20 protein-coding genes are annotated in these 22,650 nt (G+C 57.9%); 7 read left to right on the plus strand and 13 right to left on the minus strand.

Annotation, left to right across the window (positions count from 1 at the left end; genetic code table 11):
• Positions 1–10: 10 nt before the first annotated feature.
• The 3 genes from K3728_17795 to K3728_17805 all read right to left on the minus strand — a co-directional run bounded on the left by K3728_17795 (position 11) and on the right by K3728_17805 (position 4,413).
• Positions 11–2,116: a ParB/RepB/Spo0J family partition protein gene (locus K3728_17795; protein UWQ95500.1), complete on the minus strand. Its 2,106-nt coding sequence runs from the start codon at positions 2,114–2,116 to the stop codon at positions 11–13.
• A 121-nt stretch (positions 2,117–2,237) separates the two neighbouring features.
• Entirely contained in the window at positions 2,238–3,431 is a 1,194-nt protein-coding gene (locus tag K3728_17800; protein ID UWQ95501.1) for a DUF932 domain-containing protein, read from the minus strand.
• Between the two features lie 460 nt (positions 3,432–3,891).
• Positions 3,892–4,413, minus strand: a complete 522-nt coding sequence (locus K3728_17805) for a hypothetical protein (GenBank protein ID UWQ97616.1) — start codon at positions 4,411–4,413, stop codon at positions 3,892–3,894.
• Positions 4,414–4,485: 72 nt separating this feature from the next.
• On the opposite strand from K3728_17805, the gene K3728_17810 reads away from it, so the two are divergent.
• On the plus strand, positions 4,486–5,067 hold the full coding sequence (locus K3728_17810; GenBank protein UWQ95502.1) for a Crp/Fnr family transcriptional regulator: 582 nt from the start codon (positions 4,486–4,488) through the stop codon (positions 5,065–5,067).
• Positions 5,068–5,080: 13 nt separating this feature from the next.
• Here the strand turns inward: K3728_17810 and K3728_17815 are convergent, their stop codons facing one another.
• The 8 genes from K3728_17815 to K3728_17850 all read right to left on the minus strand — a co-directional run bounded on the left by K3728_17815 (position 5,081) and on the right by K3728_17850 (position 12,818).
• Positions 5,081–5,710, minus strand: coding sequence for a L,D-transpeptidase (locus K3728_17815; protein UWQ95503.1), 630 nt, complete (start codon positions 5,708–5,710; stop codon positions 5,081–5,083).
• A 201-nt stretch (positions 5,711–5,911) separates the two neighbouring features.
• On the minus strand, positions 5,912–7,129 hold the full coding sequence (locus K3728_17820; GenBank protein ID UWQ95504.1) for an exo-alpha-sialidase: 1,218 nt from the start codon (positions 7,127–7,129) through the stop codon (positions 5,912–5,914).
• Between the two features lie 55 nt (positions 7,130–7,184).
• Complete coding sequence (locus K3728_17825) at positions 7,185–7,634, minus strand: DUF411 domain-containing protein (protein ID UWQ95505.1); 450 nt, start codon at positions 7,632–7,634, stop codon at positions 7,185–7,187.
• Positions 7,635–7,746: 112 nt separating this feature from the next.
• Positions 7,747–8,679, minus strand: coding sequence for a cation diffusion facilitator family transporter (locus K3728_17830; protein ID UWQ95506.1), 933 nt, complete (start codon positions 8,677–8,679; stop codon positions 7,747–7,749).
• Positions 8,680–8,697: 18 nt separating this feature from the next.
• Positions 8,698–11,037 (minus strand): heavy metal translocating P-type ATPase, encoded by a 2,340-nt coding sequence (locus K3728_17835; protein UWQ95507.1) that lies wholly within the window; start codon positions 11,035–11,037, stop codon positions 8,698–8,700.
• A complete protein-coding gene (locus K3728_17840; protein UWQ95508.1) occupies positions 11,034–11,738 on the minus strand; it encodes a TVP38/TMEM64 family protein in 705 nt (234 codons plus the stop codon). The genes K3728_17835 and K3728_17840 overlap by 4 nt, the downstream gene beginning before the upstream one ends.
• Positions 11,735–12,124, minus strand: coding sequence for a hypothetical protein (locus K3728_17845; protein ID UWQ95509.1), 390 nt, complete (start codon positions 12,122–12,124; stop codon positions 11,735–11,737). The genes K3728_17840 and K3728_17845 overlap by 4 nt, the downstream gene beginning before the upstream one ends.
• 259 nt (positions 12,125–12,383) lie before the next feature.
• Positions 12,384–12,818: a calcium-binding protein gene (locus tag K3728_17850; protein UWQ97617.1), complete on the minus strand. Its 435-nt coding sequence runs from the start codon at positions 12,816–12,818 to the stop codon at positions 12,384–12,386.
• A gap of 304 nt (positions 12,819–13,122) precedes the next feature.
• Between K3728_17850 and K3728_17855 the strand changes: the two genes are divergently transcribed.
• Genes K3728_17855 through ccmI form a run of 6 tightly spaced genes read left to right on the plus strand, consistent with a single transcriptional unit; the run spans position 13,123 to position 19,505 of the window.
• Positions 13,123–13,848 carry a response regulator gene (locus K3728_17855; protein UWQ95510.1) on the plus strand — a complete coding sequence of 242 codons (726 nt, stop codon included), beginning with the start codon at positions 13,123–13,125 and terminating at the stop codon, positions 13,846–13,848.
• Positions 13,845–15,308: a HAMP domain-containing protein gene (locus tag K3728_17860; GenBank protein ID UWQ95511.1), complete on the plus strand. Its 1,464-nt coding sequence runs from the start codon at positions 13,845–13,847 to the stop codon at positions 15,306–15,308. The genes K3728_17855 and K3728_17860 overlap by 4 nt, the downstream gene beginning before the upstream one ends.
• A gap of 7 nt (positions 15,309–15,315) precedes the next feature.
• Complete coding sequence (locus tag K3728_17865) at positions 15,316–17,316, plus strand: heme lyase CcmF/NrfE family subunit (GenBank protein UWQ95512.1); 2,001 nt, start codon at positions 15,316–15,318, stop codon at positions 17,314–17,316.
• A gap of 4 nt (positions 17,317–17,320) precedes the next feature.
• A complete protein-coding gene (locus K3728_17870) occupies positions 17,321–17,878 on the plus strand; it encodes a DsbE family thiol:disulfide interchange protein (protein UWQ95513.1) in 558 nt (185 codons plus the stop codon).
• Positions 17,875–18,360: a cytochrome c-type biogenesis protein CcmH gene (locus K3728_17875; GenBank protein ID UWQ95514.1), complete on the plus strand. Its 486-nt coding sequence runs from the start codon at positions 17,875–17,877 to the stop codon at positions 18,358–18,360. The genes K3728_17870 and K3728_17875 overlap by 4 nt, the downstream gene beginning before the upstream one ends.
• On the plus strand, positions 18,357–19,505 hold the full coding sequence (gene ccmI, locus K3728_17880; GenBank protein UWQ95515.1) for a c-type cytochrome biogenesis protein CcmI: 1,149 nt from the start codon (positions 18,357–18,359) through the stop codon (positions 19,503–19,505). Before K3728_17875 ends, ccmI begins: the two co-directional genes overlap by 4 nt.
• Positions 19,506–19,522: 17 nt before the next feature.
• On the opposite strand, the gene K3728_17885 is transcribed toward ccmI, so the two are convergent.
• Both K3728_17885 and K3728_17890 read right to left on the minus strand, forming a co-directional pair.
• Entirely contained in the window at positions 19,523–21,616 is a 2,094-nt protein-coding gene (locus K3728_17885) for a thioredoxin family protein (GenBank protein ID UWQ97618.1), read from the minus strand.
• Between the two features lie 38 nt (positions 21,617–21,654).
• Positions 21,655–22,428: a DsbA family protein gene (locus K3728_17890; GenBank protein UWQ97619.1), complete on the minus strand. Its 774-nt coding sequence runs from the start codon at positions 22,426–22,428 to the stop codon at positions 21,655–21,657.
• Positions 22,429–22,650 lie beyond the last annotated feature (222 nt).

A 22,650-nucleotide genomic window follows, 5' to 3' on the forward strand; every position in this document is an offset into this window, starting at 1 on the left:
CCCGGATGCGTTACTCGGCAGCGGTCTGTGTGTTCGCCTCACCGGAAACAGGCTCATCTTCGCGTGCCGGGCCTAAATCCCCCACAACCTGTTCGCCGCCATCAGCCGCCGATTGCTCGACTGCTTCTAGGGTTGTGCTGTCCGCGTCGTCGATCAATTCGATCTGCGGGTCTTCAACCTGTGGCAATGGGTTCGTACGCAGCACCTCCGGCAGCCAGCGGCTTCCAGCGAGAAGCTCTTCTGCCGCAGCCACCATCTCCGGCTTCTTGAGCCCCACGAGCCGCGCGGCGGCATCGTCGCCTTTTGCGTCCCGAACAGTCTTCAAAATACGGGCCTTCGTCACACGGCCGAGGTAGGTGTCAGCGGACACCCCCCAACCGGCCTTCGCCATGTCGAGGTCGACCGTCCCGGCCAAAACATCCGCGTGTGCCATCGCATTTGGACGACGGTAGTAGGGGTCATGCGTTGCGTTCACCCCCAGAGAGATACAATGCGCGAACAAGGCCTCTCGGCTGCATCTGTCGAACTCCGTCAGGATGTCCCACAGATCTTCCGATGCTTTGGGCAGTGTACGAACCCAGGTTTCGTGTCTCTGCTCAATCGCCTGCGCATAGGGCATATCCCCCAAACCAGGCACCTGCCCTCCAAAACTTGTATGGCGCAGTTCAACTTCGACACAGCTGTCACCTCCATGACGGTAAAAGAGCCGAAGCGTCATGGCGTGAAGGGCGGCAAGCAAGGCGATCTGCGGATCCTGCGCAAGGGCATCTCGCAAAGCGAGCGTTCGATGCGCTGTGAGCTCCGTCAAGAGCCGGTCCGAGAGAGGTTTCAACTCGTCGTCGTCCTCCTCCTCAATGCTCCCAACTTCTGCCTCATCTCCCTCGTTCGTCTCAGCAGGATCCGCTGCAGCCGTATCAACCGGCTCTTCTGGCCCATTATCGGCTTCGTCCTCTGGCCTCACGTACCCGCGCTCGACGCGAAGTCGGCCTGAGCTGTCGATGCTGACAAATGCACCAGCCAGCGCAAAATCCTCGTCTTCGAAACGGATTGGGCGTTCCTGCAGCGCCTCCATTGTCGTTTCGATCTCGCCAAGACGCACATCAACGTCGTCAGGCAACTCCTCCGCATCCGCATGCTCTGCTTCGAGCGCATCGTACTCCGCTCTAAGCGCTTGGTAGGTCGCGGCCTGCTCGTAACTCATGGGCTCTGCCTCGCCGGGAATGCGGTGCATGCCAAAGGTGTGGCCATATGGAAAGTCAGTATCTACTTCGACCCAATGCCACCCTTCCGCCTGAACGCCCTCTGCGTCTTCCCGCAGTTTCTCAGTGACCATCAGATCAAGCAGCCCGGCATCCTGTAGCCAGCCACCGTCATCGGTCTGGAACAGATCCCGCAGGATCGCACCGCCTGCGTCGACATAAGCGTCCAGCCCGACATATTGCGCCCGGCGGTCTGAGGCGCGCACCGCGCCCTCAGTCAGCATGCGGCGGATTTCATAAGGCTGCTTGGAATAGTGCCGCTGCAACGCCTCCCAAACCTGCTCTTGCCGCTCATGATCGGGATTGACCGTGAACGCCATAAGTTGGTCGAGCGTCATTTCTTCCTCGGCATAGGCATCCAGCAACGTAGCAGCTACGGCGGCAAGCTTGAGCCGCTGCTTCACGATGCTGGCGGAGACGAAGAAGGCTGCCGCAATCTCCTCCTCGCTCGTGCCCTTCTCGCGCATCGCTTGAAAGGCGCGAAACTGATCCAGCGGATGCAGCGGCGCGCGCTGAATATTCTCGGCCAGGCTGTCTTCCTCTGCCAGACCATTTGTGCGGATGATGCAGGGAACGGGTGCTGTGCGGTTGAGGCGCTTTTGTTTGACGAGCAGTTCCAGCGCTCGAAAACGCCGCCCGCCTGCGGGAATTTCGAACATGCCAGTCTCGGTGCCGTTTTCGTCCAACACGGGCCGCACCGTAAGGCTGGCCAGAAGGGTGCGCCGGGCAATGTCCTCGGCCAGTTCCTCAATCGAAACGCCGGCCTTGATGTGCCGGACGTTGGACTGACTGAGCAGAAGCTTGTTGAAGGGAATGTCGCGCGAGGCGCTGAGGGTGATTTTCTGTTGCTTGGTCATCGGGGGTCTCCGCGACGGGCCGGTCGGGAACCTCTCTCGACCTCCAAACCCGTCACGAAAACCCGGCCCACCTCTTCCTCTGAGAAAGGGGTGAACCGGATCTATCTGGGCGCGTCAGGTTTCAGGCAGCGCTTTCCAGAAGCTTTTTCGCGCGGGTTTCCATCTCCAACCGTGCGTCCTGCTGCGGCCTGTTACGCGCGACCGCAGTGACGCCCTGCACGAAATCGTAGACACTCTCAGGTGGCCTGCCTTCTTCGATCAGCACGGCGTCGATGATCGTCGTAGCAGCGGCCTTCGAGAATCCGCGCTTACGCAGAAAATCCGACCGATCTTCGTCCGTCCGCGCCACGATCTTCTCGCGCGCGGCGCGGATGCCATCGATAAACGGCGCGGGCGACGAATTGGCAAAGGCCTCCAGCGCTGGGGTGGCCTCGTGGGCAAACCGATTGGCTGCGTACTTCGAGTGCCGGATTTTGATCTCCTGAAAGTCCTCAACTCCCCAGAGATTACGGTTCTGGCAAACCGCGCGGAGGTAGAAACTGGCGATGCCAAGCGTCTTTGCGCCGACCTCTGAATTCCAGCAGTAGAACCCGCGAAAGTAGAGATCCGGCGTTCCATCGGGCAGTGTCCCCGCCTCAATCGGGTTCAGGTCATCCACCAGAAAGAGGAAAACGTCGCGATCAGATGCATAGAGGGTCGTAGTGTCCTTGGTGATATCGACCCGCGGATTGTAGATGCCAGTCGACCAATCGAGCACGCCGGGGACCTTCCACCGTGTATCTCCGGTCCCGTTGCCCGCAATTCCTTGAACAGCAGAGACCAGCTCATGGTCATAGATGCGCCCGTAATCAGGCCCAGTCACAGCTCGCAGTTCCGTTCTACCATCCTCGGTTTCCAGCGTCTTGATCTGTTCCGCGCGGTGGTTGGTCAGCCCGTATTGCAGGTTGATGCCTGCCAGCGGCGCCGGCAGTTGACGCAAATACGCAGCGGGCGCGCCAATAAGGCTCGACAACTGGCCAAAGCTCCAATGCGTCGGGGCGATAGGACCTTCCGCGCCCGGCATCATCAACTGCAAGCGTTCCGGATTGTCACGATGTGCCTCAACCCGGATCGTAGCGCTTTCCACCGTCCGCGTCCGGCTCCGCTCGGCCCGGCCTTTCACGGACGCAAAAAGGGCATCCAGTGACAGATACCGGTCATCGTCGGGCCGCGAAAACCACTCCGACGACACGCGGTCCACATGCGCGCCGCGAGACACATCCACCTTGTAGCCGCCGCTTGGATCGCGATGGCCGTCCAGAATTTCCATACTCATTGGGACTCTCCCGAGACGGGCGGTCAGGAGCCTCTCTCTCGACCTCCAAACCCGTCAGGGGAACCACCTCAGGCCTCTAACTCTCTATGAGGAAGGAGTCAGAAACCGAGCACGGGAACCAGTTTCGGAAACGCGCAACGTTTGGAATTCCAAATTAAAGATGAGCCTTCTCCAAGAATGCACGAATGCGGCGGAGGGTTGATCTTGGCCCCAATTCGAAGAGGAAACGACATGGTCGCGGTGTTCTTAACATCCCGGAACGCAAAATGGATTAAGATGGCTGCTTCATGGGCAATCGCCGAACGAGGCTTGCGAAAGTTCAGGTAGCATTTTGGACCCACGTCCTACTGCCTGCAAACAACCTACAAGACTCAGCATTGCCACGTCTCTTTTCGCTAACGCTAAGAACGAACAGGCAAGTCAATGATGCCGCCAAATTGGATACTTCAACTAATCCCCATCAAAGATGCGGTGATTGCCCCGTCGCAATCATCAGATGATGTTCTTGGTGATGGGCTCCGATAGTCATCAATCCGTGGAAACCCAATCCTTGGATCATGGATGCATCCCCTGTGACGGTCATCATCACACCATCAGGCATTTCAGCGACCTCTGTGGTCCAACCAGCTTCCGCGTCAAGGAAGGGAGCATGGGCCGGGACCATACGAAGCAGGGCATCAATCACCTCGCCGGACCCGCTCACCTCAAACACGGCTCCAGTGGAGGTCGGGGTTGCGACAGAGACTGCTTGCGTGGTCAGCAAGTCCATATCGATCAAGTGTTGTTGCAGGGCAGGAATATCCACAGCCTCCCAATCAGTAGCGTCATCAGGCCGTAGCAAGGCTACGATCTCCGCTATAGCTGCAAAGGCGGATTGTCCTGTTTCCGAGGGGCCCGCATCGGCTGTACCCATGGCAGAATGAGCGTGTTGGGCCTTACTCGGCGTGGCGGCGAGCATAAGAAGGACGGCAAGGGGACGGATCATCAGGGTTACTCCAATTCTCTTTCGATATGAGTAGCCGAACACGTGACCGCTAGATATGATCCTGATCACATGCTCACATCTCCGTTCCATCTGCTTCCAGACACTGACCTGAACCCGCTCAATGCTGTTGCGGGGGAGGTGTTGTTCCGAGAAGGCGACACAACACGCGGCATTTTCGTCTGCGTGGACGCAACTGTTCATCTGGTCCGAGTGGGACCAGATGGAGAGAGCATCACCTTACACCGTGCCGGGCCCGGTCAAGCATTGGCAGAGGCATCGCTTTATGCCGACCGGTATCATTGCGACGCGGTGGTCAAGGGGGCTGGTCAGATTGTCCATATCCCGAAATCCGTTATCCTCAAGCACATGTCCAACCCAGAATTTGCAAACGCTTATATCAAGTACATTTCGCAGCAGGTGCAGCAGTATCGGGGTGTGCTGGAGATCATGTCCATCAGATCAGCGACGGAACGGGTTTACGCGGCCCTTGTAGCAGGGCTACTCGATGGTACCGTCATGGAGTGCTCCACGAAGATCGCCCTGACCCATGAGGCCACGTACCGCGCCTTGCGCACGTTGGTGCAGCAAGGGCGGATCGATCACATAGGGCGAGGCCGATATAGCTTGAAGCATCAGCCGGATGGTCCATAGGCCAACTTCAAAGCTAGGCTGGCGAGTGAAGCGTGACAGGTGTGTCCAAAGGCACCTCAAGGTAAAGCCGCATGACGTGGTCATTGACCAGACGGACACACCCGGAGGATGCGGACGTCCCAATAGTCCAAGGTTGAGGCGTTCCATGGATGCGTAGATACGTGTCCCGTCCCGCATCGTCGTAGAGATAGAGCGCTCTTGCACCCAAAGGATTATCGGGGCCGCCGGGCACGCCACTGGCGTAAGGTCCATAAACGTCAGGCTCCCGAGCGATCATGTTGGCAGTCGGTGTCCAGCTCGGCCATTCAACCTTTCTGCGAATGGTGTAAGTGCCCGGAGATTGGAGACCTGATCGCCCAACCGCAACGCCGTAACGCATTGCCATGCCGTCATCTCCGATATGGTAAAGGTACTTTGCGACTGGATCGACATGGATGCTGCCGGGCTGCAATCCAGCATTGTGCCGAACGCGCGTGGGCATGTAGCGCGGGTTCAAACCCCAAGGGTTATTGGCCATCGGATCGGCATCGGGGCGCGTCACGGTCGCATCAAAGCCGACGGCGTCCTGTGCGAAGGCTGGAAACGCTGTGGCAAAGACTAAGCCGGCGGCGGAGGTATTGATAAAATGTCGACGAGTGATCATGGCAATCGTTCCTCGCGGTATGATTGAAGGGCCTGTTGGTTGCCATTCAAATACCCTCTGAAACCCATGTAACAAAGCTTACATACTTCAAATATCTGTAAGGATAGCACCGCGACCCGGAAGCTCTGAATTCAAGTGAGCCTCTATCGTGATCACCGCAGGATGATTGCCTTCTGCTTTGGCGCAGAAGCACGAAAAGTGTCAGCGCTGTGCCAACACCATCCTGATCGTATCAGCCTGCATCTGACCATCCGCCCCGCGTTCACCGGGCTGCGTCCATGCAAAATGAACACCGGAGGGACCAGAAACCATGCGCGGAAAATTGATGGATCCGGTCGTACTGTTTAAGTGCACCTGTTGCGTTGCGTGGCATCCCTGACCGCTATCTGCCAAGCAAACCATGAGCGCCTCGCCCTCATCCGTCCATTCAACCCAAGATACCAGTGCCGCGCCGACATCCAGCATCAACACGTCAACCCTTCCAGCGACATCCTCTCCGCCAATAGGCAATGCATCGCCAAAGCTGACACCTGCATCTTCAGAGAACGATACATAGACTGCGGGAATGTCATCTGGCGCTGTGAACCAGGCCACGACTGCAAGCGCGCCTTCGGCATCAATGGCCGGTCCGTTCACGGGGCAGCCAGAGATTTGCCAGCCATCTTCATGGACATTCACGGGAGCTGACCATTCGCCGTCCATGTACCGCACGATCGAGATATCGCGGATTTCCTCGGACGTTCGATCGCGGTAAACTAGCAAAACGGACCCGTCCCCGGCCACCACAGCAGAGGTCTGGCAACAGGTGCAGGCGCGGGCGTCGATCAGCATTTCTTCGCCAATGACTCCGTCTGATCCAACCATCGCTGCGCGCAGCTGCATCTCATTGGGATTGCCACCGCTTTCATTATCCAAATCGGCCAATCCATATTGGCGGCCGTCCAGCCAGATGGCCATCAATTGATCTGTGGCGACAGGCAACAGCGTTGCAAAGCCGTGCTGCACGGAACGCCCATCACGATGTGGCGTTTGCGCGTGGCCCCACGTCTCACCACCGTCGTCCGAGAGTGCCACGGTGAAGTCATAGGCATACGCCGTGCGCCCGTTGTCTTGCAGCCAGTGCACGGCCAAGGTGCTGTCTGGGAACGCCGCGACCGATGGGATATCGGCCCAGTTCACGAAAAGCTGGTCCGATGCTGTCACGGTCATTGGCGCGGTCCATTGCTCGTCAAATCTTGCAATGCGGACGGCATGACCTTCCTCGGAAGGTTCCGTCCAACTCATCAGAATTTCGCCAGCTTCAGTCGCAAAAAGCGACGGGTCTTGCGCGCCGGGACCTACGGGAACGGGCACCTCAACGATGTTCGAGAAGACCGCGCCGCCATGGCCGGATGCCCCGGCAGTATTGGCTCCAGACATGGCAATCAAAGCAATGGCGACAAGAAGGCGCTTCCGTTGGCTGAACCGAGGCATTCTAGCTATGGCTCGCAAAGACGCTGCTTTCATTGTCTGCTGCAAAGAGAATGACGTCAAAGGGATCGACGCGTGCGCCCATCTCCATCCCCGGCGATCCTGCTGGCATACCCGGCACAGCAAGGCCGAGCGCGTCAGGCCGCTCAGACAGAAGGCGAGCGATGTCTTCCATCGGCACATGGCCTTCGATGGTATAACCGTCCACGTCCACCGTATGGCACCCGGCAAGGGCATCGGGGACACCGCGCTCACTCTTTTGGCGCATAAGTTCTTCCTGATCAGATTCGATCACTGTTAGATCATAGCCAGCAGTCCGAGCATGTTCGACCCAAGCACTGCAGCACCCACATGTGGGCGAGAGATACACCGTCATTCTGGTTGGAGTAGCCAATGCGACGCGCGACATGAGCGGCAATGCGATGGCAGAAAGAAGAAGCGTACGTCGATTCATGGAGTAGGTCCTTTGACTTGTCGAAGTAATATAAGTTTTGATGGTTTGGCCCTTTGATTGAACCATAGGCTGGAAGCAGCGTCACAACAAAGGTGACGTATGTCTCGGCACATCACGAATGCGTGCCATGGGGCGTGTCAGAGATGAACTTCAGGTCGACACTGCGCGCATCGCTCTCGTCGAGGCAGGTCGTCTCTATCTGGATCGTTGCAAAGAAGAAACCGAACTGGGATTTGAGGAGCGCGTGCGCAGTTTCCAGGATCTTCTCTGCGTCAGCTCCCTCTTCAATGCGCATATGAGCCGAAACGACATTGCGACCGCTGGTCAACGCCCAAGCATGCAAATGATGGACGTCTTGGACGCCCGGGATCAGCTCAAGAGTTAAGTCGACATCGGGCAAGTCTACTCCGTCAGGAGTGCCCTCCATCAACAATCGCATCGCATCGCGCAGGATACCCCAGCTGGCCCAGATGAGGACAACGCCGAAGGCCATACCAAGGATCGGGTCGATGAGGAGAAACCCCGTAAATTCTATCACCAACGCCGTCACAATGATCAACAAGCTGCCAACGAACGTCTGAATGATATGCCACAGCGCGCCCCTTGTGTTCAGGTCGTCTTTGCTTTGCTTCCACAAAAGGGCCAAGGATATGAACTCAGTGAACAATCCACCGGCCGCCGCGATCAACAAAGGCGTCGTGGGTAGATCAATTGGATCTGATAGCCGCATGGCCGCCATGGCAATAACGACAATGGCCATTGCGAGGAGGAAGCCACCGTTGACCAGCGCTCCAATGACCTCGGCGCGGTACCATCCAAAGCTCATTGTGTCATCCGCTGGCCTCTCCGCCAGGCGGCGGGCCACGATGGCTACCAACACACCGCCGACTGCGGAAAACGTGTGAAACGCATCCGACATGACAGCAACAGACCCGGTCCAAAGACCGATCCCAAGCTCCACGAAGAAGTATATGCCGGTCAACCAAGCTGAGATCGCAAGACCCCAGCCACCTGATGGCAGATGTCCTGAATGTCCGGTTGCCATTGTGTGTGCCTTTCGCGTTCAGAGGTCCACGCGCCGGAGGCGCAGGGCATTGGTGATAACAGAGACGGAAGAAAGGCTCATCGCGGCCGCCGCGATCATGGGCGACAGCAGCAATCCGAAGACGGGATAGAGCACACCTGCAGCCACAGGCACGCCGAGGGCGTTGTAGGCAAAGGCGAAGAAGAGGTTCTGCTTGATGTTCTTAAGCGTGGCGCGTGCCAGCTTCCGTGCGCGCACAATGCCCGTCAGATCGCCACCCAACAGCGTGATGCCCGCGCTTTCAACGGCGACGTCAGCGCCCGTTCCCATAGCGATGCCCACATCAGCGGCAGCCAACGCGGGCGCGTCATTCACGCCATCACCCGCCATGGCGATGCTTTTGCCGGCCCGACGGAGTTCTTCAACAAGGTTTTTCTTATCCTCAGGAAGGACACCAGCACGCACTTCATCGATACCAAGCTTGCGGGCGACCGCGTCTGCGGTGCGCTGATTGTCGCCCGTGGCCATGATCACTTTCAGTCCAAGCTTATGCAGATCTTCGATAGCTTGCGCGGCGGTGTCCTTGATCGGATCAGCGACTGCCAACAAACCGGCCAGCGTGCCGTCTAGCGCAACGTACATCGCCGTCTTGCCCGCATCGCGCAGGTCATCGGCTGTCGCGTCCATGGCAGAGGTATCGATGCTCAAAGCTTGCATCATTGCCGGGTTTCCAAGCGCGACTGTGCGACCATTGATGCGGCCTTGCACACCTTTGCCAGTGACGGCCTCGAAATCTTCGACGTCTGCGCGCGTCGCTCCGCGCGCCTCTGCTCCCTCGACAATGGCCTCAGCGAGCGGGTGCTCAGACCCGCGTTCCAATGCGGATGCAAGGGTCAAAAATTCGGCTTCGTCCACACCTTCAGTGGTGACAACGTCCGTCAACGTCGGCTGGCCAAGCGTCAATGTGCCGGTCTTGTCCACGATCACCACGTCGATGCGTGCCATACGTTCCAGCGCCTCTGCATCTTTGATCAGGACGCCAGCCTGGGCGCCGCGTCCCGCAGCCGTTGTGATCGAGATCGGTGTCGCAAGTCCAAGCGCACAGGGGCATGCGATAATCAGCACGGACACAGCCGACGCGATAGCGAAGACAAGCGATGGTGTTGGGCCGAAGGTTAGCCAGGCAAAGAAGGCGGCCACGGCGATCAGCACCACGGTCGGCACAAAGACCGACGAAACGCGGTCAGCCAGCCCTTGGATCGGGGCGCGCGATTGGCGCGCTCCCGCCACCATATCCACGATCTGCGCCAACACTGTATCGCTGCCCACTTGGGTCGCGCGAATAGCCAAAGTGCCGTTCTTATTCAGCGTGCCGCCAGTCACACGGTCGCCCTTGGTCTTTTCGATCGGCACAGGTTCCCCGGTGAGCATGCTTTCGTCGATGGAAGACCGACCCTCCATCACCTCTCCATCAACCGGAATGCTGTCACCGGGACGGATCCGAAGGAGATCCCCTTCCATGATATTTTCGAGCGGCACATCGTTCTCTCGGCCATCGGGCAGAATCCGGCGAGCGGTCTTTGGCGCCAGATCGAGAAGGGCGCGGATCGCGTCGCCCGTGCGCTCGCGGGCACGCAATTCCAGAACCTGTCCCAGAAACACCAATGCGATGATGACCACCGCGGCCTCGAAATAGGTGCCGACCCCGCCGCCCATTTGATACTCGGCAGGAAAGATCCCGGGCGTGAAAGTAGCTGCAAGCGAGTATGAGTACGCCGCGCCCACGCCGAGTGAAATCAGCGTCCACATGTTCGGTGAGCGTGTCTTGATCGAGTCCCAACCGCGCTTGAAAAACGGCGCAGCGGCCCAAAGGATGATCGGTGTCGCAAGAATGAATTCGATGTACACGGACAGCTGGTGGCCAAGCATGTCACGCAGCGGCAAACCAACCAACTCGCCCATCGTAAGCACAACCAGAGGCACTGCAGCCGCGATGCTGATCCACATCCGGCGCGTGAAATCGACCAACTCTTCGCTTGGCTCGTCGCTTGGCATGGTCGGTTCCAACGCCATCCCGCAGATGGGACAAGCACCCGGCTCATCTCGCACGATTTCAGGGTGCATCGGGCAGGTGTATTGCGCGTCCTTTGGGGTGGCTTTCTTATGGCCAGCCCCCCGGCCCGAGGCATAAAACCATGGATCCGTGCCAAAAGTACCGTGGCAATTCTCAGAGCAGAAATGATAGGTCGTCCCGTCAAATTCAGCGGACGGCTTAGTGTCGGTAACGCTAACTTGCATACCGCACACCGGGTCGGTCTCGGTGGGACCCTCTGCGCTTTGGTGAGAATGCCCGTCGTGATGTTTCGAGTCGGTTTTCATTTCGCCGTCCTTTCAGGAACTACGGGTGCCGCGTCTGAATTTGATTTCATTGGGTTCCGCCAAATGGCGACCGTCAAAAGACCGAATGCGCCAAGCGCCAGCGAGATCCAGAAGCCTGCATTGCTTTGCCCCTCAAACGCACTGGCACCCAAGTGGGTCAGTACGAAGCTTGCGGGCACGATGCCTGCGAGTGTTGCCAGCCCGAAGCGCCAGAACTTGATGTGACTCAACCCAGCGGCATAGCTGATCGCGTCAAATGAGATGAAAGGCAGAAGGCGGCTCAAGAACACCGTCGCCATTAGCGCATTCTGAGAGCCAAAGAACCGGTTCTTCATGCTATCGCCGAGCCAGCGTTGCACCCAATCTCGGCCAAAATGGCGTGCGATCGTGAAGGCAATAATCGCTCCCAACTCCGCTCCGATCACGACCAGAACCGTGCCCCATAGGTGCCCGTAGACCAGCCCTGCAGCCATCGCGATGGGTGCGCTTGGGACCGGGCTTGCCACAATGGCAAGTGTCATCAACCCGATGATCGCCAGCGGCCCCAGTGGACCGGCGGACGCAACGATTGCCCGCACGCGGTCGGGATCAATCCCGTTCAAAACCGAATTGATCTGATCCCAGAACACGACCAAGGCCACGATCACTCCCAGTGCCAGGGTGACGAAGAGCAATCGCTTGATCTGAACCTTTTGGATCATGCCCCAAACACCTCTGCGCCGTAGAGCAGCACCAAAAATAGCGCCGCCAAACCATCAAAGACCGCACACATCGGTATGTACCAATTGGGGACCGCGGCGCCGAACCCACGATTGTGGTGCAAGAGGTCCCACACAGCATGCAACGCCAAACCTGCGGGAAGGAATGCCCAGTGCACGGTGATGCCGAGAACCGCCGTCAGGCCAAAAAGCATCGCCACAGCCAATTCCATCCAGAAGACGGTCGCAGAGTCGGCCCGCGCGGCAAATCCGATGTAAGCGCCACCAATTGTTGCGAGCGTGACGCCCGCCACTATGATCGATTGATCCACCGGCAGGAGGATATGGATGGGCACAAACAGCGCTAAAAGGACTGCGGCCAACCACATAGGGTGCCGCCTCAATAAGTCGCTCTCACGGGATAAAGTTGAGGTCATGCTGATCGATCCTTTTTCGTCTCAGCACTACGCTTAATCCCTCCAGTAACTGGAAGGTCAACTGCCTGACTGAAGAAACGCAAAATGGCCACCAGACACGACGGCTACATTCTTGGGATGCAGCCGTCGCACCTTCCGGCACCAACCGCTTCATTCATCGCGGATGTAATCAGCGGCCCGAATTGGGAAGCACCGGGTGGTCGAAGGCTCCCTAGTTGTCACTGGGCATGCTTGATCCGCCCATACCGGGCATCTCACCTGACTCTGGCATTCCGCCCATCATACCCATGGAGGGACGGTTTATCATACGGGCTGGCGCGGACATTTCCTCGGTCGTGATTGCCCCGTCGCCATCGGCGTCGAGGTGCTGGAACCGATCAACCATGCGTTCACCAACCATCGCTAAAAACAGCGCTTCAAACTCTGACAGCACGAGCGTGCCATCACCGTTCTCGTCATAGTCCGCCAATTGGGACAGCAAACCCTCCTGCAATTCGTCTGGGGTCACCGTACCGTCGCCATCCGCATCATGCATTTGCATCATGGGGCCCATTGAGCCGCCCATCATACCCATGTCCGGACCTGCGCCGCCCGACATCATACCGCCATGCATCTGCATCATCATCTGCATCATTTGGGCCATCATAGGATGTTGCGATGCCCCCCATGCCCCGGATTGTCCCATTTCCGTGAAATCAGAACCACCGTGACCGTGGTTGCTATCGGCGAGGATTGCCGTGGGTGCGGCGGCCACAAGCGTGGCAAGCAAAAGCGTTTTCATGAGGAACCTCCAATGTTCAGTTACCTCAAGTACGTGATGTAGGCGGATCATAGATGCTAGAGACCTCGCAGAGCGGATGTGTATCGGTTCGTCACACGTCCGCCGACTGTTACAATCCGTGACAATTACAATGCGGAATTGCCGCGAATGGTGGCGTAGGGAAGATCCAATGAAAACCGAAAGCCCACATATCTTGGTTGTCGATGACCACCGTGACATCCGTGATGCAGTCACGCGGTTTCTCGAAAAGAATGGACTGCGCGCAACATCTGCCGCAGATGCCGTCGATATGGATCAGAAGCTTAGCCTCGGCAGCTTCGATCTCATCGTGCTGGATGTGATGATGCCCGGCGAAGATGGGTTATCGGTCTGTCGTAGGCTTGCAGCCTCCGGATCATGTCCAATCATAATGTTGACGGCTTTGGGCGATGATACGGATCGCATCATCGGCCTAGAGGTCGGCGCAGACGATTACCTACCAAAGCCGTTCAATCCTCGGGAACTTTTGGCCCGCATAAAAGCGGTCCTAAGACGCACAGAGCGGCCTGAAACTTTAGCCGGCGCATTGGCAGGAAAAACCGTTAGGTTTGCGCATTGGAGCCTTGATGTTGATCGGCGTTCGCTGGTGTCTGAAACAGGGGCTCAAGATACTCTTTCAAATTCCGAATTTCGGCTGCTTGTCACGCTTCTTGAAAGACCGCGTCTCGTTCTGAACCGCGACCAACTGTTGGATCTTACGGCAGGCAGAGCCGCTGGCCCTTTTGATCGCACGATTGATAATCAGGTCAGCCGCTTACGCCGCAAGGTCGAGGTTGATCCGATGCGGCCGAAGATCATTACGACGGTCCGCAATGGTGGCTACAGTCTGGCATGTGACGTGGAGATTGCGCCATGATCGGGCGATTTCTTTTCAGCCTTCGGGGACAGCTAATCCTACTCCTTTTAGGTGTTTTGCTGGCAGCCCAGATCGTCAGCCTGTTCTTCTTTGTGGACGAACGCAGTTTGGCAGTCCGAGCGGCACTTGGCTTTGAGGCCGCAGGCCGCGCCGCGAGTGTCGCGCGCTTGTTAGAGGAGGCACCGGCAGATTTGCATGACGCCATTCTTCGCGCCGCAAACTCTCCACTCGTTCGGTTTGATATGACCAGTGAGCCGCAGGTAGCGCGGCACAGCCACCCCGATGGCGGTGCGGTCGAGACCAGGATCCGTACTCTACTTGGTGACCAATTTACACGTGAAATTCGCGTGGATGTCCACGCCGTCGAGGGCAACATCCTGCCACTGCCGCACCTGTCACCCGAGATGGCAGAAATGCATGTGGCGATGATGCGTGGCGATCTGTCTGCGATCGAGATGAGTGTATCAATTTCGCTATCCGGCGGTGAATGGCTGAATGTGGAGACACGGTTTGAGCGCCCACCATTGCAATGGGCGTGGGGATCGACGCTGACCTTCGTGGTTACGGCGGCAGTCCTTCTAGCCGCAGGATTTTGGTTCCTTATGGCGCGCATCACAGGCCCCCTCCGGCGCTTGGCCGTGGCCAGCGAACGCCTCGGACGAGGCGAAGATATGGCTCCCGTCGCTCCCACAGGCCCGACAGAAGTGCGCGAACTAACGGCGGCGTTCGGGATTATGCAACAACGCCTCACCAAGTTCGTAGAAGATCGAACCCGCATGCTGGCCGCGATTGGTCACGATCTGCGCTCCCCTTTGACCGCGTTGCGGGTCCGAACGGAAATGGTGGATGATGAAGAGACGCGCGAACGGCTGACAGCTAGCATCGAAGAGATGCAGGGAATGCTGGATGCGACGCTGTCCTACGCACGCGGCGTCAGCGCATCTGAGCCTTCAGAGCGCATGGAGGTTGGGCGGGTCCTGTCGGATATCAATCAGTCGATGCCGTCTCAGTTCTTGATCCTTCCAGGACACGAAAAATTTGTGTCCGTTCGTCCATTCGCATTCAGGCGCGCACTTCGAAACCTGATCGAGAACGCACAACGATACGGCGGCAACGCGCGTGTCAGTTTTGGGGAAAGCGACGGGGTCGTCTCAATCAAAATTGATGATGATGGTCAGGGCATTCCAGAGGAACAACTAGAAAACGTGTTCGCCCCGTTTCAGCGGTTGGAACATTCGCGGTCGCTCGACACAGGGGGCCATGGTTTGGGCCTCTCGATTGCGCGCAGCATTCTTCGCGCCCATGGCGGTGATGTCGTGCTGTCCAACGCGTCCCAAGGCGGGCTGACAGCCACCGTTACACTGCCGACCGACGATACCCGCGAAGACGAGACAAGTGTGTCCCGCGACGGCGAGGATCAGTTGGGCAGCGATCAGATCACAAAAAACACCAATCCATGAGGCCGACATGATCCCAGAAATCGGACAATTCGCCCTGACGCTGGCTTTAGGCTTTGCGCTGGTTCAAAGCATCTTGCCGATACTCGGGGCCGCTCGTGGCAACAGTCTCTGGATGCGGTCGGCATATGCCACGTCACTGGCGCAGGTTGTCTTCACGATGATCGCATTTGCAGCACTCATGCGGTCATTTGTGGTCAGCGACTTCACGGTTCTGAATGTTGTCGAAAACTCCCATTCGCTCAAACCACTGCTTTTCAAGATCGCGGGAACTTGGGGCAGTCATGAAGGCTCGCTTTTGCTTTGGGTCCTTATCCTCACGGTTTTCGGGGCTGGTGTCTCGGCCTTCGGCACGAACATTTCCGCAGGCCTGCGGGCGCGGACTTTGTCTGTTCAAGCTTGGATCAGTGTCGGCTTCTTCAGCTTCATGCTGTTCACCTCAAACCCCTTTGAGCGCGTGTTTCCCCCGCCCACAGACGGGCAGGATCTAAACCCGCTTCTGCAAGACGTCGGGCTCGCGATCCATCCACCGCTTCTCTACATCGGCTATGTTGGCTTCTCGATTGTGTTTTCTTTCGCGGTTGCTGCGTTGATCGAAGGGCGTGTGGATGCTGCATGGGCGCGGTGGGTCCGACCCTGGACGCTTGCCGCTTGGATGAGCCTAACCGCCGGGATCGCGCTTGGGTCGTGGTGGGCCTACTACGAGCTTGGCTGGGGCGGCTGGTGGTTCTGGGATCCTGTCGAAAACGTCAGCTTCATGCCTTGGCTCTTGGGCACGGCACTGCTGCATTCTGCCATCGTGACCGAAAAGCGTGGCGCCTTCAAAAGCTGGACCATCCTTCTGGCGATCCTGACCTTTTCGCTATCGCTTCTGGGTACTTTCATTGTGCGCTCTGGCCTGCTGACCTCGGTCCATGCGTTCGCCGTAGACCCTGAGCGGGGAGTCTACATTCTTTGGCTTCTGGGGGTCAGCATTGGCGGATCCCTCACGCTCTATGCATGGCGCGCGCCAGCCTTGGACGCAGGGGGGCTTTTCCGCCCGGTGAGCCGGGAGGCCGGGTTGCTTTTGAACAATCTGCTACTGGCAACAGCAACTGGAACGGTGCTGTTTGGTACTCTCTATCCGCTGTTCGTTGAGGCGATCTCAGGTGAGAGGCTTTCAGTCGGCCCACCCTTCTTCAATGCAGCCTTCATCCCCATGATGTTGCCTTTGGTCTTCGCTATGGCGCTCGGGCCATTCTTGTCATGGAAACGCGCTGATCTGGCGGGTGTCCTGCAACGGCTGAAGTTCGTCGCGATCCTATCGGGTCTTGCCACGCTGACGATATGGTATTTGACCGAAGGCGGACCGGCGCTTGCCTATCTCAGCATCGCGATCGCGATCTGGATGTTGCTGGCCACCTTGCAGGAATGGGCTGGTCGCATAAAGCTTGGCGACGTCCCTTTGCAAGAGTCGTTTCGTCGGGCCAGAAACCTACCGCGCGCCTCGCATGGCATGACGTTGGCCCATGCAGGCCTTGCCATTGCGATCTTTGGATTTGTCGGCTCCAGCGCATGGAAGTCGGAGCAGATCGTGTTCGTGACACCCGGCACCGAAGTGGCGATCGCTGGGTTCGATGTGCGTTTTGAGGGCGTCGAGCGTGTCGTGGGGCCGAACTATGTGGCCAATCGCGGCACATTGATTGTCGAGCAAGACGGCGACTACGTCACCACGCTCTATCCAGAGCGACGCAGTTACCCAGTCTCGCAATACAGCACAACAGAATCCTCGATCAGATCAACAATGGCGGGCGATCTCTATGCATCACTGGCCGAGCCCGCGGATGCGCAGGCCGAGGCACGAGGGGCTTGGACGCTGCGCATTCTCTATGAGCCTTTCGTGAACTTCATCTGGATCGGAGCTGCGATGCTTGTATTCGGCGGAGGGCTTTCGCTGTCAGATCGACGTCTGCGTGTCGGTGCGCCCAAACGGGCATCCCGCCCTATTCTCGCTGCAACACCAGCGGAGTGAGGCCATGAAACGTCTGCTTTACGCCAGTCCAGTTCTGATTGCCCTGATCTTTGGCGGATTTTTCCTCTGGGGACTTAACCCGGAGCGGGACCCCAACTCCATTCCCTCAGTACTAATCTCAAGCCCTGCGCCTGAGTTCATCTTGCAAGAGGTGGAGGGGACTAGCGTACCCGGTTTCTCTCGCGCTGATCTTGTGGGCGGTGATGGGCCTGTCGTGGTCAATATCTTCGCCTCCTGGTGTGTGCCGTGCCGCGCTGAACATGCGGTGCTGACACGCATGGTGAACCAAGATGGCGTGCGCCTGTTCGGCATCAATTATCAGGATCAGCCCGAAGATGCGCTGCGCTGGCTGAATGAGCTTGGCAATCCGTACGAGCGGATCGGATCCGACCTGAACGGACGCGTCGCAATCGACTGGGGCCTGACCGGTGTGCCGGAAACCTTCATCGTCGGCGCAGATGGAACGGTCCTCTACAAACATGTCGGGCCAATCCTTGGCGACGCCGCCATCCGCGCGTTCACGACAGCCCTGGCCCAAGCCCGGCAGGAGGGCTCTTTATGATCGCGCGCGTTCTTTTGATCATCACGCTAGCCTTGGCGCCCGCAACAGCAGTGCTTGCTGTTGAACCTGACGAAATACTCTCGGACCCCATGCTTGAGACGCGAGCGCGCGAAGTGTCCCAGCAATTGCGCTGCGTTGTTTGCCAGAACCAAGACATCGATAGTTCAAATGCGGGTATCGCGCGGGATATGCGCATTCTGGTCCGTGAACGTTTGATGGCAGGCGACACCAACGCGGACATCCTCGACTTCATGGTCGCGCGCTACGGCAACTATGTGCTGCTACGCCCGCCGTTCAACGCACAAACCTATGCGCTGTGGTTCGCGCCTTTGGTGCTCGCGCTGTTCGCAGGTGGCATTGGCTATACCGTGATGCGCCAAGCACGCCGCAAAACGATCTTGGCCGCCGATCTGACCGCTGATGAGGAAGCCGCGCTTCAAGCGCTTCTCGACACATCTTCAGACACCGAGAAAAACACATGATCCTATCCATCATTTTCGGAGCCATGGCGCTCCTTGCGGTCTCATTCCTGCTCCTGCCACTCTTGCGGCAAGATACCGAAAGCGGCGACCGCGATTCAGGTGCCATCGCGGTCCTTAGGGATCAACTGTCAGAGATCGAGCGCGATCAGGCGCGTGGCCTGATCAGCGAGGTCGAAGCAAATGACGCCGGGATTGAAATCAAACGGCGGCTTCTTGCGCTTGCGAAAAAACAGAAGGCTCCAGAACTGGCGACAGGGCGCGGAAGTTGGGCCATGTACATTGCGGTCGTCGTCGTTGGCGTAAGCGGCGTCGGTGTTTACGGATCGTTGGGCAGCCCCGGGATGCCAAGCGTATCCTTCGCCGACCGCGGTGACGAACGGACTGCTGCGAACGAAATCGCAGATCTGGCCACAGAGTTGCGGACGCGTTTGGAAGCCGATGAAAATGGCGGGCCATTTCAAGGCTGGATATTGTTGGGCCAGACTTACATGCGCATGAACGACTACTCCGGTGCAGTGGATGCTTTTGGTGTCGGTACAGAGCGCCCAGAGGCGACGTCGGCCACGTTCTCCCAACTGGCTGAAGCCATGCTTGCCGTCGAGAGTGGAATTGTCACGCCACCGATAGAGGCCGCCATCGAGCAGGCCGTTGCCCTGGACCCGAGCAATCCCGCCGCCGTCTACTATCAGGCATTGGCTCTTGATCAAACTGGGCGCAGCGTAACTGCCTATGATGTCTTAGCTCAGCGCATTGCGATGGAGTCCGAGATTGCGTCTTGGATGGAGGCATTTATCGGGCAGTTGAACCGGATCGGTGAACGTTTGGGCCGTCAGCCTGTCGGGCCGATGATGCTTCTGTCGCAGGACGGCGTCCCTGGACCGAATGCCGACGATATCGCGGCCGCAGCGCAGATGAGTGCCGAAGATCGGGCGGAGATGGTGCAATCAATGGTCGCGCGCCTTGCCGCACGTTTGGAAGACGAGCCGGATGATCTTGAGGGGTGGCTGCGTTTGGCCAATGCGTACAATGTTCTTGGAGATTTGGATGCAGCGCGCACCGCATTGTCACGTGCTGAACCCCTTGTTCCAGAGACAGGCCCCCAGCGTCAGGCTTATCAGGATCTGTCGCAAGAGTTGAACCAGTAGGCTCGCGTTGTTGACGCTCAGTTGCCAATTGCCACGTCGCGCACGGCTGCGTCGCTCAACGCCTGAAGGACTGCCTCAGCGCTCAACAGTTCTGATAGGACGATGCCGTCCGGTGCGCCGGGACCGTAAACCGCATTGAACGGAATGCCGTATCGGCCAAACGACGCCAGATAGCGTGAAATATCCTCGCTCGGACGGGTCCAGTCGGCGCGCATGGTAATCACACCGTTGGAGGCCAAAGCGCTGACCACAGGGTCGCGGTCCAGCACGAGAAGTTTGTTGGCCTGACAGGTCAAGCACCAGTCGGCCGTGACATCGATAAAGACTACGTCGCCCTGGGAGACATGACGTGCAATCGCCGCGCGGTCGAAGACCGTCCATTCAGTTTCGATGGCGGCGAGATCTACCGCGTTGCGATCCGCAAACTGGCCCGCCGCCACGATAGGCGCGGTGGCCAAGACCACAATCCCGGCCCACTTGGGTAAATCCGGGATCCGCTTCACGCAGATTAGTGCGATCAAGGCGAGGGTTAGACCCACGGTCACAAAGGTCGCCGTGGATCCGGCCACACCGGACAACACCCAGATCAGCCATGCAGCCGTAACCAGTAGGAGCGCACCCAGAACTACTTTCACAATAACCATCCAGCGCCCGGGCTTCGGCATCATCTGCGCAACACGCGGATAGGCGGCCACGATGAAGTACGGCAGCGCTAGCCCCAATCCCAAGCCGGTAAATACTACGGCGATATCAATCGCGCGCCCCGTCAGCGCAAACGCAATCGCGGTCCCGAGGAAGGGCGCGGAACACGGCGTGGCCAACACGGCGGCAAAGGCGCCCGTGGCGAAATCACCCGCGTAGCCGCCACGCGAACCGCTGGCCGCCATTCGCGTTTGAAGGCGTGACGAAAGCGCAATCTCGAAAAGGCCCAACATGTTGGCGGCAAAAACGGAGAGGATCACGACCATCAAGGCCAAGAAACCCGGGTTCTGGAACTGAAGCCCCCAGCCAACAGTGAAGCCGATCTGCTGAAGCCCAAAGGTCACCGCCGCCAAAAACCACATGAACGCCATGACGCCAAAAGCTGAGGCGAGAAAACTTCCACGAATTTCACCTTGGGTCTTACTCTTTCCAGAGACAACGGATGCCAGTTTGATCGAGAGAACCGGCAAGACGCAGGGCATCACATTCAGGATCAAACCACCAAGGATCGCGAACAATCCGATCCACGCCAACGCTGCAAAGGAGGTCTGCTCGACCTGTAGGTTGAAGGGCGCCGGGATCGGCGCGTCCACCAATGTTGCGGCCAGCGTCGCGGCACTATCACCGTCCGTTAGCGTGATGGCCACATCAGTGGAATCCGGGTCCAGCGCCAAGATCGGAAACTGCGCCCAGACTGATGTCCCACGACTACCAACGCGAATATCGGGTGCACCAAACGCCGTATAACCGCCCATTTCAGGAAAGATGTCCGGAGCCTGAAACACATCTCCTCCCCGTGAGAAGACCGTCAGCGTCTGGGCATTCTCATCGATGTACGCTTCAATGTTCGACACAAAGTTTGATGGGACTTCGCTTGGGACACGTGCTGCATACGTCGCGATCTGGTCTGCGGCGTCCCGGTCGATAAGCGGCGCTTCCTCAGATATTCCGGCTGGAATGTTTAGGAGGAATGTGAAGTCCAGCGGAACACAAACATCCGAGCACACCAGAAGCTGGACATGGGCAGTCAGATTGACCGCTTCCCCAGGGTGCTCAAGTGCAATGCTAAGTGGTAGAACGACTTCGCCCGAATAGCCGAAATTCTGTATACCAAACGCAGTAAAACGCTCCGGAGCGGGCCATATAATGCTGGCGTTAGCTACGTTTTCTGACCCGGTGAAGTCCACTTCCGGTGGCAAGCCGACTTCACCGGGGCTCCGCCAGTAGGTTTTCCAGCCGTCCGCCAGTGATATTGCGAGACCGGCCGAAATTGAGCTCGCACCTGAGGCAATTGAATTCTCTGCAGTCAAAAGCTGCACATCAACGGCTGGGCTTCTCTGCACTTCCGTCGACGCGGCATTCACGACCGAAACTTGTGGGGTGATAAATAGTGCCGCCAACAAACCCAAAACGAGAGACAACTTTGGCGTGGAAATACGGGAAAATTCTAGCAAACGGCGGTCCAATTTTCGGCCCTTTCGGCCTCAACAATACTGAACAGTTGGCGATCAGAAATTTGCCCCACTACGACAGTGCGGCCAATAACCATAGCTGGCGTTCCAACGAAACCAAAGACGCGAGCCAACATCGATGTCGTCTGAAGCTCTCGAGTTAGGGTTTCGGAGGCAATGTCACGAAGAAGCTGATCGTGATCCACACCAATGCTTTCGGCCAAGGCCTCGATATATCCATCGTTAGCCACGAACGGTGTTCGAATAAGGCTCTCTTGAAATTCGGCGTAACGCCCTTGCCGACCTGCCGCCAGAGCGGCGCGTGCCGCCGCCTCTGACGCATCCCCAAGCAATGGAAGCTCATGCCACTTAATGGCTATTTCATCTATGTTTCGCTCAGCGAGTGCAGCAAGGTTGCGCGTTTGAACGCGGCAGAATGGACAATAGTAGTCAGAGAACGCGGCAATCGGAATTTGGGAACTATCCGGGTCGAACGTCCCGTATAGCGCGCCGCAAAGGTCCGCACGAACGTCTTGCTCGCTCACCAATTGTTCCTCGACCTCAGTATCGTTACCATCCAGTCCCACAAATGCATTGAATGATCCGGATGAAAAATCACCGCCACCTACGGCGCGAAACCCGGGCGGATCATCGAGAGCTGTAAAGTCAACACTTGGAGGAAAAGCCAGAGGGAGTACTTTAAAACCAGCGTATGCTGTGCCGGAGAGGCCCGCTGCGACCAAGAGGGTTCGGCGGGTCAACACTTCAATTTTGGCCTCGCTGTTGCAGTCCCACTGGCCGATCAGTGCTTTCCTCTAACAATTGTTCTGTCACAGGCTGATCGTCAGATTCTTCAACTCCGCTATGACACGAGCGCCCCATCATACGGTGCATTACGAAGTGCATGCCGAGACAAAGCACCAAAGGCAGTATCAAACCCGCGTTAGAAAACACCGCTCCGATGCTAGCGCCACCCAAGAGGACAAGTGCTA

It is taken from the genome of Rhodobacteraceae bacterium M385 (assembly GCA_025141835.1).
GTDB lineage: Bacteria > Pseudomonadota > Alphaproteobacteria > Rhodobacterales > Rhodobacteraceae > Gymnodinialimonas.

Bases quoted from the DNA above. Each gene is read 5' to 3' on its own strand.
- K3728_17795 (UWQ95500.1), bottom strand. From the start codon at position 2,116: ATGACCAAGCAACAGAAAATCACCCTCAGCGCCTCGCGCGACATTCCC.
- K3728_17800 (UWQ95501.1), bottom strand. From the start codon at position 3,431: ATGAGTATGGAAATTCTGGACGGCCATCGCGATCCAAGCGGCGGCTAC.
- K3728_17810 (UWQ95502.1), top strand. From the start codon at position 4,486: ATGCTCACATCTCCGTTCCATCTGCTTCCAGACACTGACCTGAACCCG.
- K3728_17815 (UWQ95503.1), bottom strand. From the start codon at position 5,710: ATGATCACTCGTCGACATTTTATCAATACCTCCGCCGCCGGCTTAGTC.
- K3728_17820 (UWQ95504.1), bottom strand. From the start codon at position 7,129: ATGTCTGGAGCCAATACTGCCGGGGCATCCGGCCATGGCGGCGCGGTC.
- K3728_17825 (UWQ95505.1), bottom strand. From the start codon at position 7,634: ATGAATCGACGTACGCTTCTTCTTTCTGCCATCGCATTGCCGCTCATG.
- K3728_17830 (UWQ95506.1), bottom strand. From the start codon at position 8,679: ATGGCAACCGGACATTCAGGACATCTGCCATCAGGTGGCTGGGGTCTT.
- K3728_17835 (UWQ95507.1), bottom strand. From the start codon at position 11,037: ATGAAAACCGACTCGAAACATCACGACGGGCATTCTCACCAAAGCGCA.
- K3728_17840 (UWQ95508.1), bottom strand. From the start codon at position 11,738: ATGATCCAAAAGGTTCAGATCAAGCGATTGCTCTTCGTCACCCTGGCA.
- K3728_17845 (UWQ95509.1), bottom strand. From the start codon at position 12,124: ATGTGGTTGGCCGCAGTCCTTTTAGCGCTGTTTGTGCCCATCCATATC.
- K3728_17850 (UWQ97617.1), bottom strand. From the start codon at position 12,818: ATGATGGCCCAAATGATGCAGATGATGATGCAGATGCATGGCGGTATG.
- K3728_17855 (UWQ95510.1), top strand. From the start codon at position 13,123: ATGAAAACCGAAAGCCCACATATCTTGGTTGTCGATGACCACCGTGAC.
- K3728_17860 (UWQ95511.1), top strand. From the start codon at position 13,845: ATGATCGGGCGATTTCTTTTCAGCCTTCGGGGACAGCTAATCCTACTC.
- K3728_17865 (UWQ95512.1), top strand. From the start codon at position 15,316: ATGATCCCAGAAATCGGACAATTCGCCCTGACGCTGGCTTTAGGCTTT.
- K3728_17870 (UWQ95513.1), top strand. From the start codon at position 17,321: ATGAAACGTCTGCTTTACGCCAGTCCAGTTCTGATTGCCCTGATCTTT.
- K3728_17875 (UWQ95514.1), top strand. From the start codon at position 17,875: ATGATCGCGCGCGTTCTTTTGATCATCACGCTAGCCTTGGCGCCCGCA.
- ccmI (UWQ95515.1), top strand. From the start codon at position 18,357: ATGATCCTATCCATCATTTTCGGAGCCATGGCGCTCCTTGCGGTCTCA.